Here is a 12680-nt window from a genome sequence, read left to right on the forward strand (position 1 = left end):
GCCGTCCAAGCCCAATCGGCGAAAGCAAGGAACGGCGTAGCTCGGCGGGATTTTACAGGTCCCGCGCCGGTTCGCCGCATCACGTTCCAACGTGCGCAACGATGCAAAAACCTAACGGTGGCAAGGACTTATCTGCACGCGTCGGGACACCGGTGTTGCGCCGTTGCTACAATACGACGTTTCACGCAATAAATCGTTGATCGGGATGTCATCTCCCAGCCCCAAGCCTTTCCCTCCCATACGGTCGCATTCTGCGGTGACGCCGAACTTTCGGATCCGTCCGATGCGAATCGGCGACCTTCCCCACGTACTGGCAGTGCAGGCACTCGCTTACGGTGAGGTCATGCTCGAATCGGAAGCCACGCTCGCGTCGCGATTGCGACTGTCGCCGGGCACCTGCTGGGTCGCGGTCGATGCCGGGGTGACCCGCAACGACATTGCGGGCTATTTGTTCACGCACCCGTGGCATCTGAGCGCCCCGCCGCCGCTGGACACCATTCTCGACACCCTGCCGACACGCGCCGACTGCTGGTACGTGCACGACATGGCGCTGGCGCCGCGCACCCGGGGCGCGGGCGTCGCCGGTCAGCTCTACGCGGCCGCCCTGAGCGACGCGCAATCGCTCGGCTTGCAGGCATCGGCCCTTGTCGCGGTGCAGCAGTCACAGGGATTCTGGGCGCGCTTCGGCTACGAGGTGATGGCAGACGTCTCCCCGCAAATCGCCGCCAAACTCGCAGGCTACGGAAACGGCGCGGTATTCATGACCCGCACGCTGTAGCCTCCCGATCCTCGGCTGACGCCATCTCGCGGCCTGCACGGCACCGTCGCTGCGCGCATCACCGAACGCTCAGGACACGACCGGCTCAAGCCCGTCGCGCGAATGCCTGCTGCATCCCTTTCACCGCACCCGCCACATCGGACGCTTCCGTCACGGCCCGAACGACCGCCGCACTTCCCACACCGGTAGCGAGCACCTGTGACAGATTGGTCGCATCGATGCCGCCGATCGCCACGAGCGGGTAATGCGGTGCGATGAGCTTCACGTAACGCGCGAGCTTCGCCAGCCCTTGCGGGGCCGTGGCAATCACTTTGGTCGTGGTCGGAAACACGGCGCCGACGGCCAGATAGCTCGGACGGAAATGATGCGCGGCCAGCATCTCGTAATAGCCGTGCGTGCTGATGCCCAGACGCATGCCGCTCGCGTGCAGTGCGGCGACTTCGTCGGCCGAGAGCGCCGCCATGTCTTCCTGACCGAGATGCACCCCGTACGCCCCGGCTTGCGCGGCTTCGCGCCAGTGATCGTTGATGAACCACGCGCTGTCACGCGTCACACGTCGTCCGGCGGCAACCGTCCGCTCGATCTCCGAGCGCAACCTGGGATGCGCCGGATCCTTGATGCGCAATTGCACCGTGCCGACCTGAAGTTCGGCCATGCGCTCGCACCAGTCGGCGTCGGGCAGCACCGGATAGAGCCCGAGACGCGCCGGGCACTCGGGGAAGCGTCCCGGCGACGGCACTTGTCCGAGCACGGTAGGAAACGTCTCCAGCCGGGTCGGCCATGCGCCCAACGTATCGGCATCCCCTTCATCTCCCTTGCGCGCATGACTGCCGTCGGTGCGCCAGGCGCGGGCCAGCACGAGCGCATCGTGGGGTTCGAAACCGCAGTCGAGGAACGCGGCAAACGCCGGGAAGAACGACGGATCGTCGACGCCCGTCACGCGATAGACGCCGTCGCTCGTGTAGAGCGTGTCCTGCACATGCCCCTGCGCCGTCGCGCCGGTGCACAGCACGACCGCGCCGCTCGCACGCCACGCCTCTACCTTGACGGATGCCATCGTGCCCAACCCGTGCTCGGGCACGAGCGGCAGCCAGACCACGTCACCTTGGGTTGCGGCTTCGGGCGTGCTGGCATGCAGACGCCAGTCAGGCGACGTTGCGCTCGACGGCCACGGCGCGAGCCGTGCGCGAATCCCGTCGGCCGCCTGCCGCCATGCGTTCGCGAGAGGTTCGTCGGTAGGCAGGCACTGGACGTGCGAAAGCCCGGCGGCGCCAGCGTGCGTCGTCATGAAAAGTCCTTGTTGGTCTGATGTCCGGCAGTGGTCTGTCTGTGCAGGTCGCGATCAGGCGCCTGTCTGATGCCAGAACGGCACCCCGACGACCGGCGTGCTCGCTTCGGCGCTCTCGCGCTCGGCCATCGGCCCCGCGAGCCATGCGGCACGTCCGGCCTTGATCGCCCCGGCGAACGCCCCGGCCATCTCGACCGGCTGCGCGGCAAGCGCCACAGCGGTGTTGAGCAGCACGCCGTCGTAGCCCCACTCCATCACCTGACAGGCGTGCGACGGCAGGCCCAGACCCGCGTCGACGATCAGCGGCGTGTCCGGCAACCGGTCGCGCAGCAGACGCAGGCCATACGGATTGATCACGCCCTTGCCCGTGCCGATCGGGGCGCCCCACGGCATCAGCGCCTGACAGCCGACGTCCAGCAGACGGCGGCACAGCACCAGATCTTCCGTGCAGTACGGCAGCACCTTGAAGCCGTCACGAATGAGTTGCTCGGCCGCCGTCACGAGACCGAACGGATCAGGCTGAAGCGTGTAGTCGTCGCCGATGAGTTCGAGCTTGATCCAGTCGGTCTCGAAGACTTCGCGCGCCATTTGCGCCGTCGTCACCGCCTCCTCCACCGAGTGGCAACCGGCGGTATTGGGCAGCACCGGCACCGCCAGGCGGCGCAGCGTCTCCCAGAAATGCCCTTCGGACGCCTGCGCGCCCGTGCCCGACAACTGACGGCGCAACGCTACCGTCACCATGCCCGGCCGGGCGGCGTCGATCGAGTCGTTAAGCGCCTGCAGCGACGGGTAACGCGCCGTGCCGAGCAGAAAGCGGCTGCCGAAGCGGGTGTCGTAAAGCGTGAGCGCGTCGCGCGTGCTGCTGGCGGCCACGTTGTTCGATTCCGTGAATGCGTTCATTTCAGCCTCCGGCCACCGGTTGCACGACGTCGATCTTGTCGCCCTGCGCGAGCGCGCGCGCGGCGTATTGCGTCTTGGGCACGAACTGCCCGTTGATCGCCGCCGCGAACGGCGGTTTGGCGCCGTAGGCGGCGAGCGCCTCGGCCAGCGTCGCGGTCTCGGCCACGCTCAGTGTCTGTTGATTGATATGGATGTCCATCGCCTGCACCTTCCTCTCATGCCTGACGGAACAAGTCCGGCCAAGGCCGGCTCGCTCGCCACGTCTCCCAGTCGAACGCTTGCCCGATGCCCGTTGGCGCGCCCGTCGTTTGCATCAATGCCTGCGCCAGCGCGCAGGCTTCTCCCGTGACCGCCGGCGCCAGCAGATAGCCGTGACGGTAAAGACCGTTCACGCGCAGCAACCGCGCCCCGTCCCACTGCACACGCGGCAGATGGTCGGGCAGCGCCGGACGGCAATTGACGTTCAGCTCGACGATACGCGCCTCGCCGAACGCCGGATTCAGCGAGTGCGCAGCCGAGAGCAGTTCGAGCGCCGAGCGCACCGTCATCGGCGACATGTCTTCCGATTCGAGTTCGGTCGCGCCGATCACGTACAGATCGTTTTCCTTCGGTGCGATGTAGATCGGATAGCGCGGATGCAGCAAGCGCACCGGGCGTCGCAACCCGATCCCCGGCGCGTGAATGCGCACCACCTCACCGCGCACGCCGCGCAGTTGCGTGAGCGCCTCGCGGGCGCCCAGCCCCCGGCAGTCGACGACCAGACCGGCGTCGGGATATTCGCCTTCCGCGATCTCGGTATGCCAGTGCAGCTCGGCGCCCGCCTTTTCCAGCCCGGCGGCAAGTGCACGCAGTAACTGGCGGTTATCCAGTTGCCCTTCGTTCGGCAGCAGCCACCCTTCCTGGAAGCGCCCGGCGAGCGCCGGCTCGACCTCTTTCAGTTGCGCGCCCGCAATGCGCTCGACGCCACCGCGCAGCAGTTCCGGCGGCGCGTTGGCGCGCATGCGGCGATCGAACATGACGGCTTCGGCGCGGTCGGGCTGATGCCACACGACCAGCGTGCCGTTGCGTTGGAAGAAGACGTGTTCGGGCAGTCCGTCGATGAGTCCGGGCCAGCGCTCCAGACCGACGGCGCCCATCTCGACGATGCTCGGCTCGGCCACGGCGGCTTCGGCCAGCGGCGCGAGCATGGCGGCGGCCACCCAGCCGGCGGCTGACGAGCCATCGGCGTCGCCCCGCTCGTAGAGCGCCACGCGCGCACCGGCGCGAATCAGTTGCCAGGCCAGCAGACGGCCGGACAGCCCGCCGCCCAGCACGGCGACGTCGGGACGCCCGGCAGGACGTGAAGTGGCCGCGCTCATACGTGCTTAGCCGTGGAACGCGTGGAGCGCGCGCAAGCCATCAAGGCGCGCAGGCACTCACGGGAATTCGAAGGGTGTTGTGGAAGGCAACGCATGGGGTCCTTTCCTCATGAAAGCAAAGGACGAAACGGTGTTGGACACCTTACCCCACTGGAGGAGTCGGAAACTTCCCACGCCGGTATTACCCGGGTCGGGTGCAAAGGGTCTCTCTCAGCCCCGCATGATCTCTGACATGGTGACGCATGGTAAGCCATCGCCTGCGTCCCGCCTACGTCAGTTACGGAGCACCCCTGTTTCGCCCGGAGCCATTACAACATAGATGCCGACGCCCGTGCAAGCTGGCTTCCCGGGCGTTTGCACGCGATTTACCGTACTTGGCGTCTCGTTTTTCGACGAATCTCCTGGCCCTTGTAACGGTCCGTAAACTGAAAATCCCCGTCACACGCGTCTCAGGCCGTAAATCGTGCAACGCACCATCGGGAACTGCGGTCCAATCAGCCAAAGATGGCGCCCGACGGCGCTCGACAACGTAGCCACACCGCGGCCGCGCCGCCTGACGATCATGGCCAAGACGCCGATGTCCCCCACACCGCCCGCCGCCCCGGCCTCTGGCGTCACCGCCACGCCTGCGCCCAGACCGCCGAAGCATCCCAGCGCGTGGCAACTGATCCGGCCGTATTGGGTGTCCGAAAAGCGCTGGGAAGGCCGACGGCTGCTCGCCCTCGTCATCGCGCTCAATCTGGCGGTCGTGTTCATCAACGTGCGACTCAACGCGTGGAACGCCAGCTTCTACGACGCACTCGACAAACGTAACTGGCCGGTCTTCAAGTCGTCGCTCGCCGAGTTTGCAGTGCTAGCGTTCAGCTTCATCATCATCGCGACGTTTCGTACCTACTTCCGGCAGATGCTCGAAATCCGCTGGCGTCAGTGGGTCACCGACGCCAACCTGACCAAGTGGTTCGCCCATCAGGCGTATTACCGGATCGAGCGCGATCACCTCGCCGACAACCCCGACCAGCGTATTTCCGAGGACATCCGCACGCTCGTCAGTTCGTCGCTCGCGCTGTCGCTCGACCTGCTCACGACGCTCGTCTCGCTGTTCTCCTTCATCACCATTCTCTGGACGATTTCCGGCGCGCTGTCCTTCGCCCTCGGCGGCATGAACATCACGATCCCGGGCTACATGGTGTGGGTCGCGGCGTTGTACGCCATCGTCGGCTCGTTCTTCATCTTCAAGGTCGGCCGCCCGCTCGTGGGGCTGAGCTATCGCCAGCAGCAGGTCGAAGCCGACTTCCGTTTCCTGCTGGTGCGTCTGCGTGAATCGGCCGAGCAAGTCGCGCTCTATCGCGGCGAAGGCGCGGAGTTGTCGCGTCTGAAAGGCGCGTTCGGTGCGGTGCGCGATAACTGGTGGCAGATCATGGTCGTGACCAAACGCCTGATCTTCGCGAACTCGATCTATGCGCAGATCGCCATCGTCTTCCCGATCATGGCGGCCGCGCCGCGCTATTTCGCGGGCGCATTCACGCTGGGCGTGCTGATGCGCATCATCGGCGCCTTCGGTCAGGTGAGCGACGGCTTCTCGTGGTTCGTGAACAGTTTCCAGACACTGGCCGACTGGAAGGCGACAATCAACCGTCTGCGCGAATTCACGCGCGTGATCGACGAAGCCCCGCAAACGGCCCAAACGGCCCAGAAGGGCGGCATCTCGGTGGCGACGGTCAACGACGCCCCGGCCTACGCGGCGGCCGACCTTACGCTGTCGCTGCCCAATGGCACACCGCTGACGGTGGCGGGTTCGTTCGCGTTCGCGCCGGGGTCGCGCTGGCTGGTTCGCGGACGCTCGGGCTGCGGCAAGAGCACCATGCTGCGCGCGCTCGCGGGGCTGTGGCCGTTCGGCAGCGGACGCATCGAAGTCCCCGCCAACGCCCGCGTACTCTTCCTCTCGCAGCAGAGCTACCTCCCCATCGACACACTCAAGGCCGCGCTGGCGTTCCCGTCGCCGCCCGACACCTTCACGGACGCCGAATGCCGCGACGCATTGAGCGCGGTGAATCTGTCGCAATACAGCGACGAATTGCAGACCTCCGCGCACTGGGCACGACGCCTGTCGGGTGGCGAACAACAGCGACTCGCCGCCGCCCGCGCATTGCTGCAAAAGCCGGACTATCTGTTCCTCGACGAAGCGACCAGCGCGCTCGACGTCGAGACCGAAGCGGCCGTGTACGACGCCCTGCATGCCCGGCTGCCGGGCACGGCCATCGTGAGTGTGGCGCATCGGGAAACGCTCGGTCGCTTCCATCAGCACACCATGACGCTGCCGGCACTCGGTGGCGTCGAGTCGTCGCCGGTGGCGGCCGCGAGCTAGGTTGTCGATGTCGATCGGCACGATGGATCGGACGCCGGGGAGCACGCAGGCACGGGCGCTGCGCCCCGGTTGGTTCACTTCATAAATAATATTGACGCGTCTGGTCCGGCGCGCCGGGCGTTTGGCATAATCACGAGCACCCCTTAGGCTTCACCCGGGCTCACCGTGACTACCCCAGTTTCTTCATCCGGCCAGCCGATGCCCGTGCAGCCGCCCGCCGGACGCACCATCGTCGTGACCGGCGCCGCCTCCGGCATCGGTGCGGCCATCGCCCGCCGCCTCGCCTCCCCCGATTCCCGTTTGCTGTTGCACACCCGTGGCGCGTCAGATGAGAGTCAGGCGCGACTGGCGGACGTGCGTCGCCATTGCGAAGCCCTCGGTGCGCACTGCGCCGTGTGGCACGGCGATCTGACAGACACCTCGATGGCGGCTCGCCTCGTCGACGCCGCACACGACGCCTTCGGCCCCATCGACCAGTGCGTGAGCAACGCCGGTTTCGCAACGCGCCAGTCCGTGGCTGACATCGACGACGAGGCCTTCGCCCGCACGCTCGCCGCCATGCCGGGCGCGTTCGCCGCGCTGCTGCGCCACGCGCTGCCCGACCTGCAACGCTCGCCATTCGGGAGCGTCGTCGCCGTCAGCTCGTTCGTCGCGCACCGCTTTGCACCGAATCAGCCGGGCTTTCCGGCGACGGCCGCCGCCAAGGCCGCCATCGAAGCCCTCGCGAAAAGCGCCGCCGCTGAATACGCGCGCGCTGGAGTGACGATCAACTGCGTCGCGCCCGGTTACACGCGCAAGGACAGCGGCCACTCGGCGATCGATCCGGCCGCATGGCAACGCGCCGCCGATGCCACGCCGACCGGCCGGCTGTGCGAGCCCGACGACATCGCCGCGCTCGCCGTCTTCCTGCTCGGCCCGCACGCCCGGCAGATCACCGGACAAGTCATTCATGTCGATGGCGGTCTCACGCTGTGATGCCGTCCGCGATCCGTCATACCGCCATTAGCCACCCGCTTTCCCGAGTCAGACGTGGACTCAAACATCGATGCCATGCATCGAATGACAATCACCACACGTCACGCACATAACGACAAGCACACGATCCACCGAGGAGTCTTCATGGCATTTTTTTCCTGGTTCAACGAACTCAACACGAAGGAGCGCAAGGCCCTGTATGCGGGCTTCGGCGGCTATGCCGTCGACGCATTCGACTTCATGATCTATTCGTTCCTGATCCCCACGCTCATCGCCGCATGGGGCATGACGAAGGGCGAGGCCGGCATGATCGCGACCAGTTCGCTGATCTCGTCGGCGGTGGGCGGCTGGCTCGCGGGGATTCTCGCGGACCGCTTCGGCCGCGTGCGCGTGCTGCAATGGACCATCGCCACGTTCTGCCTGTTCACGTTCCTCTCCGGCTTCACGAACTCGTTCTGGCAGTTGCTCGTCACGCGCACGTTGCAGGGCATCGGATTCGGCGGTGAATGGACGGTCGTCACGATGATGATGGGCGAGATGATCCGCTCGCCGCAGCATCGTGCGAAAGCGGTCGGCACCGTGCAAAGCAGTTGGTCGGTCGGCTGGGCTGCCGCCGCGCTGCTGTACTGGTTCTTCTTCGCGGTGCTCGACGAAGGCACGGCATGGCGTGCGTGCTTCTGGATCGGCATCGTGCCGGCGCTGTGGATCACGTATGTGCGCCGCAATGTGTCGGACCCTGAGATCTTCACGCAGACGCGCCGCAAGATCGCCGAAGGCCAGTTGCAGGGCAACTTCACCCAGATTTTCTCGCGCGACCATCTGAAGACGACGATCCTCGGCAGCCTGCTGTGCACCGGGATGCTCGGCGGCTACTACGCGATCACCACGTGGCTGCCCACGTATCTGAAAACGGTGCGCGGTCTGTCGGTGTTCAACACGAGCGCGTACCTGATCGTGCTGATCGTCGGCTCGTTCGTGGGCTACATCGTCGGCGCGATTCTCTCCGACAAGCTCGGACGCCGCGGCGCATTCATCTTCTTCGCCATCGCCTCGTTCGTGCTCGGCATGGTCTACACGATGCTGCCCATTACCGACAGCGCCATGCTGTTGCTCGGCTTCCCGCTGGGCATCGTCGTGCAGGGGATTTTCGCGGGCATCGGTGCGTATCTCACCGAGCTGTATCCGAACCACATCCGCGGCTCGGGCCAGGGTTTCTGCTACAACCTTGGGCGTGGCATCGGCTCGTTCTTCCCGATTGCCGTGGGCACGCTCGCCCAGACCGGCTCGCTCGTGAAGGCCATCGGCATGGTGGCGGGCGGCGGTTATCTGCTGGTCGTCGTGTGCGCGTTGCTGTTGCCGGAAACGCGCGGCAAGTCGCTCGTCACGACCGACTTCGTGCATTAAGTTCGCCAGATGGCAAAACGGGACGCCGGATCGAACACCACGATCGACCGACGTCCCGCCGCCTCACCGGATAGCCATTTGTGTAAGCCAGCCCTCCGGAACCGCTTCAGTGCGCGCCGCTTATGTCGTTCTTTGCAGCGTCGCCACCTTCGTACCCCCGCCTACACACTGCCTGCCGTCGCCTCGGGCAAAGTGCCCGCCAATGTTCCGGCTAATGATCCGGCATAAGGCGTTTCCGGCAATCCCTGCACGCCGCATCGCACGGCAAATACGTGACCGTCGTGTTCGTTCGCGTTCGTCCCCGGACGAATGGACGTCACGAACAGCGTATCGAAATCTCGCCCCCCGAACGCGCACATCGACGGCTTCGACACCGGCAGCACGATCTCGCGATCGAGCGCCCCCGCCGGCGTGAATCGCAGCAGACGGCTGCCGTCGTTGGCACACGTCCAGTAACCGCCGTCGGCATCGACCGCCGCGCCGTCGGGGCGTCCCGGATACTGGTGCATGTCGACGAACAGACGCCGGTTGCTGATCGCACCGCGCTCGGCATCGAAGTCGAACGCCCACACGCGACGCACCGTCGGATGCGAGTCGCTCAGATACATCGTGCGGCTGTCCGGCGAGAAACCCAGACCGTTCTGCGTCACCAGACCGTCGACGAGCGGAGCGGACAGCCGTCCCTGCGCGTCGAAGCGGAACAGCGAACCTGCGTCGCTCGCGAGCGACATGTCGGCGACCATCGTCCCGGCCCAGAAGCGGCCCTGACGATCGCAACGTCCATCGTTGAAGCGCATGCCCGACGCCGGAAACACCGGCGCAGCGAGCCGTTCCCACGCGGACGTCGGCACCTGCCCCGGCGCGCCCAGCCGCACCGCGAACAGCCCGGTCTCGCACGCGGCGAGCAACGTGCCCGACGCGTCGAACGAGAAGCAGGCGACCTGCTCGGGGAATGTCCACTCGCGATGCTCACCGTCGGCGGGCGTCACGCGATGCAATTGCTTCGCGGGAATGTCGACCCAGTAGAGCGCCTGCTCGTCGGCGCGCCATAACGGGCTCTCGCCGACGGCGTGCGGCGCCGCACGCGACGGTTCGAGTCGCTCGATGGAGACGCCCGAGACACCCGACACGCCGGACACACTCACGCCTTCGGCTCCATCGGCCCCATCAATACGAACGGGCCGCCCTGGAAGCGCTGCGTCCAGTCGTCCATCTGCGGGTCCGGCGCCTTGGCCGGGAACAGACCGGCGAACTCGGCCGAGCTGTCTTGCGCACGGAAGCCGAGGAACGCCGCCTTGGTGTTGTCGACCCACAGCGTCGGGTTGTTCGACACGCCGTAAATGATCGCGTGACCCACACGGTTCGTGAACAGCGAGCAACGCACGAGTTCGACGAAATCGCGATAGCTCAGGTACGTCACCATCATGCGCGGGTTCTTCGGTTGTTCGAACGACGAGCCGATACGCAGACACACGGTCTCGAGACCGAAGCGATCGAAGTAGTAACGCGAGAGGTCTTCGCCGAAGCACTTCGAGATGCCGTACATGCCGTCCGGACGGTGCGGTGCGTCGATGTCGAGCACTTCCGTCACCGGATGGAAACCGACCGCGTGGTTCGAGCTGGCGTAGACGATGCGCTTCACGCCTTGCTTCTGCGCGGCGCTGTAGACGTTGTACAGCCCGAGGATGTTCGCCTGCATGATGTCGTCGAACGGCGCTTCGACGGACACGCCGCCGAGATGCACCAGGGCGTCCACCCCTTCGAGCAACGCATGGACGGCCGCGCGGTCGGCGAGGTCGACCTGCATGGCTTCTTCGTGCGAAGCTGTGTCGGTGATCGGCACGATGTCGCTCACGCGCACGATGTCCGCCCACTCGGCGAGTTTGCCGCGCAGTTGTTTGCCGAGATTGCCCGCTGCGCCGGTCAGCAGAAGACGACGGAAGGGTTTGCCGGAAGTCTGGCTCATAGTGATTCCTTATTGCTCCTGATTCATCGGTAAATCGCGATGCACGCTTGCCGCGCACGGCTTGTGGGTGACATCGCTACAACAAAACCGACGCCGCGCCGCACACCCAAGGGGGAGTGTGCAGCGCGGCGTACGTCAAATCTTCGGGTGACGATGGCGGGAATTGCGTCGTCCCGCATCATCGCACCGGACAGGCGAAGTTCGCTGGCTAGGCATTGGCCGTGCGACTCACGTCGACCTGGGTACGCGGGTTCACCGGCGCCGGCGTGGCCGTCCCCGAGATATGGGGCTTGACCACCGTCCACAGAATCACCGCGCCGATGATGTCGCCCAGGCCCAGCGCCACGAAGAACGGTGCGTAGCCCACTGCCGTCACAAACGTGCCGATCACCAGCGTGAAGAGCAGGTTGCCGATACCGGCGGACAGGCCCGCAAGGCCCGTGACCGTTGCCACTTCGTTACGCGGGAACAGGTCGGCCGACATCGAAATCACGGTGACGGACAACGTCTGGTGCGCAAAGCCGCCGAGGCACAGCAGGAAGATCGCCATCATCGGGTCTTTGACGAAGCCCACGCCGCACATCGCCGTCATGACGAGCGCGCCGATGGTGAACACCACGCGCTTGCCGTTGAAAATGGTGATCTTGAAATGCTTGTTCAGCCACACCGACACCGTGCCGCCCATCAGGCAGCCGATATCCGCCGCCACGAACGGCAGCCAGGCCGTGGCCGCAATCGTCTTCAGGTCGAAACCGCGCGCCTGATTGAGGTATAGCGGCATCCAGAACACAATCGTGCCCCACACTGGATCGGCGAAGAAACGCGGCAGTGCGATACCCCAGAAGTTGCGCTGACGCAGGATCGAGAGGAGGTTCGGCTTGCGGGCGTCTGCGGCGGCGTCGACAGCACGGCCTTCGTTGATGTAGTCCGACTCCGCCTGCGTGAGTGCCGGGTGATCGGTGGGATGGCGGTAGAACGCGAACCACAGCACGCCCCACACGAGGCCCAGCGCGCCGGCGATCACGAACGCCGTCTCCCAGTTGTAGCGCAGGATCGACCACGCGATGAGCGGCGGCGCGAGGATTGCCCCGATGGACGTGCCGATGTTGAAGATGCCCGCCGCGAGCGCGCGCTCCTTCGTCGGGAACCAGAACGCGGCGGCACGCATGCCCGCCGGAATGAACGACGCTTCGGCCAGACCCAGCAGACCGCGCAACACGAACAGGCCGATCCAGCCGTCAGCCAGACCGTGCAGCATGCACACCACCGACCACATCACGCCGCAAATCAGGAAGCCCAGGCGCAGGCCGATGCGGTCCATCAGATAACCGGTGATGGGGGCACCGATCGGATACAGCACAAGGAAGGCGCCCGTGATCCAGCCATATTGCTGGGTCGTGATGTGGAGATCCTTCATCACCGTGGGGGCGGCAACGGCAAGCGAGCTGCGTGCGAGGTAGTTCATGACCGTGCCGAGCGTCAGCAGTCCGATCATCCACCAGCGCAGGCCTTTGATCTTCAGTGCCATGATGGCTGTCTCTCTCCGTGGATATTTTTATGGCAAGCGAGTGGCTTGCTTGGAGAGGCATCCTACGTGAGACGATGTACGATGACAATGCTGAATTACGTCGTTTACGGATAATCCC

General features: G+C 65.5%; 11 protein-coding genes and 1 riboswitch. Of the genes, 4 read left to right on the forward strand and 7 right to left on the reverse strand.

Annotated features, from left to right (window positions below; genetic code table 11):
* The first annotated feature begins 283 nt into the window (after positions 1 to 283).
* Complete coding sequence (locus tag PCA20602_RS18335; RefSeq protein WP_174981294.1) at positions 284 to 778, forward strand: GNAT family N-acetyltransferase; 495 nt, start codon at positions 284 to 286, stop codon at positions 776 to 778.
* Between the two features lie 85 nt (positions 779 to 863).
* On the opposite strand, the gene PCA20602_RS18340 is transcribed toward PCA20602_RS18335, so the two are convergent.
* The 4 genes from PCA20602_RS18340 to PCA20602_RS18355 are packed head-to-tail and all read right to left on the reverse strand — an operon-like array spanning position 864 to position 4324.
* Complete coding sequence (locus PCA20602_RS18340) at positions 864 to 2066, reverse strand: thiamine phosphate synthase (RefSeq protein ID WP_150722450.1); 1203 nt, start codon at positions 2064 to 2066, stop codon at positions 864 to 866.
* A 54-nt stretch (positions 2067 to 2120) separates the two neighbouring features.
* On the reverse strand, positions 2121 to 2966 hold the full coding sequence (locus tag PCA20602_RS18345; protein ID WP_069342331.1) for a thiazole synthase: 846 nt from the start codon (positions 2964 to 2966) through the stop codon (positions 2121 to 2123).
* A gap of 1 nt (position 2967) precedes the next feature.
* Complete coding sequence (gene thiS / locus PCA20602_RS18350; protein WP_069342332.1) at positions 2968 to 3165, reverse strand: sulfur carrier protein ThiS; 198 nt, start codon at positions 3163 to 3165, stop codon at positions 2968 to 2970.
* A gap of 16 nt (positions 3166 to 3181) precedes the next feature.
* Positions 3182 to 4324, reverse strand: coding sequence for an FAD-dependent oxidoreductase (locus PCA20602_RS18355; RefSeq protein WP_150722451.1), 1143 nt, complete (start codon positions 4322 to 4324; stop codon positions 3182 to 3184).
* Between the two features lie 150 nt (positions 4325 to 4474).
* Positions 4475 to 4626, reverse strand: a riboswitch (TPP riboswitch).
* A gap of 260 nt (positions 4627 to 4886) precedes the next feature.
* Between PCA20602_RS18355 and PCA20602_RS18360 the strand changes: the two genes are divergently transcribed.
* The 3 genes from PCA20602_RS18360 to PCA20602_RS18370 all read left to right on the forward strand — a co-directional run bounded on the left by PCA20602_RS18360 (position 4887) and on the right by PCA20602_RS18370 (position 9068).
* Entirely contained in the window at positions 4887 to 6689 is a 1803-nt protein-coding gene (locus PCA20602_RS18360; RefSeq protein ID WP_246182226.1) for an ABC transporter ATP-binding protein/permease, read from the forward strand.
* 198 nt (positions 6690 to 6887) lie between these two features.
* Positions 6888 to 7664 (forward strand): SDR family NAD(P)-dependent oxidoreductase, encoded by a 777-nt coding sequence (locus PCA20602_RS18365; protein WP_150722518.1) that lies wholly within the window; start codon positions 6888 to 6890, stop codon positions 7662 to 7664.
* Positions 7665 to 7808: 144 nt separating this feature from the next.
* Positions 7809 to 9068: an MFS transporter gene (locus tag PCA20602_RS18370; protein WP_150722452.1), complete on the forward strand. Its 1260-nt coding sequence runs from the start codon at positions 7809 to 7811 to the stop codon at positions 9066 to 9068.
* A 161-nt stretch (positions 9069 to 9229) separates the two neighbouring features.
* Here PCA20602_RS18370 and PCA20602_RS18375 read toward each other — a convergent pair whose 3' ends face one another.
* The 3 genes from PCA20602_RS18375 to PCA20602_RS18385 form a co-directional block, all read right to left on the reverse strand.
* Positions 9230 to 10198 carry an SMP-30/gluconolactonase/LRE family protein gene (locus PCA20602_RS18375; protein WP_150722519.1) on the reverse strand — a complete coding sequence of 323 codons (969 nt, stop codon included), beginning with the start codon at positions 10196 to 10198 and terminating at the stop codon, positions 9230 to 9232.
* A gap of 11 nt (positions 10199 to 10209) precedes the next feature.
* Complete coding sequence (locus PCA20602_RS18380) at positions 10210 to 11034, reverse strand: NAD-dependent epimerase/dehydratase family protein (RefSeq protein WP_150722453.1); 825 nt, start codon at positions 11032 to 11034, stop codon at positions 10210 to 10212.
* A gap of 208 nt (positions 11035 to 11242) precedes the next feature.
* Positions 11243 to 12562 (reverse strand): MFS transporter, encoded by a 1320-nt coding sequence (locus PCA20602_RS18385; RefSeq protein ID WP_069342337.1) that lies wholly within the window; start codon positions 12560 to 12562, stop codon positions 11243 to 11245.
* Positions 12563 to 12680 lie beyond the last annotated feature (118 nt).

It is taken from the genome of Pandoraea capi, assembly GCF_902459735.1.
GTDB classification, from domain to species: Bacteria; Pseudomonadota; Gammaproteobacteria; order Burkholderiales; family Burkholderiaceae; genus Pandoraea; species Pandoraea capi.

Bases quoted from the DNA above. Each gene is read 5' to 3' on its own strand.
- thiS (WP_069342332.1), bottom strand. From the start codon at position 3,165: ATGGACATCCATATCAATCAACAGACACTGAGCGTGGCCGAGACCGCG.
- PCA20602_RS18345 (WP_069342331.1), bottom strand. From the start codon at position 2,966: ATGAACGCATTCACGGAATCGAACAACGTGGCCGCCAGCAGCACGCGC.
- PCA20602_RS18355 (WP_150722451.1), bottom strand. From the start codon at position 4,324: ATGAGCGCGGCCACTTCACGTCCTGCCGGGCGTCCCGACGTCGCCGTG.
- PCA20602_RS18335 (WP_174981294.1), top strand. From the start codon at position 284: ATGCGAATCGGCGACCTTCCCCACGTACTGGCAGTGCAGGCACTCGCT.
- PCA20602_RS18340 (WP_150722450.1), bottom strand. From the start codon at position 2,066: ATGACGACGCACGCTGGCGCCGCCGGGCTTTCGCACGTCCAGTGCCTG.
- PCA20602_RS18385 (WP_069342337.1), bottom strand. From the start codon at position 12,562: ATGGCACTGAAGATCAAAGGCCTGCGCTGGTGGATGATCGGACTGCTG.
- PCA20602_RS18370 (WP_150722452.1), top strand. From the start codon at position 7,809: ATGGCATTTTTTTCCTGGTTCAACGAACTCAACACGAAGGAGCGCAAG.
- PCA20602_RS18360 (WP_246182226.1), top strand. From the start codon at position 4,887: ATGGCCAAGACGCCGATGTCCCCCACACCGCCCGCCGCCCCGGCCTCT.
- PCA20602_RS18365 (WP_150722518.1), top strand. From the start codon at position 6,888: ATGCCCGTGCAGCCGCCCGCCGGACGCACCATCGTCGTGACCGGCGCC.
- PCA20602_RS18380 (WP_150722453.1), bottom strand. From the start codon at position 11,034: ATGAGCCAGACTTCCGGCAAACCCTTCCGTCGTCTTCTGCTGACCGGC.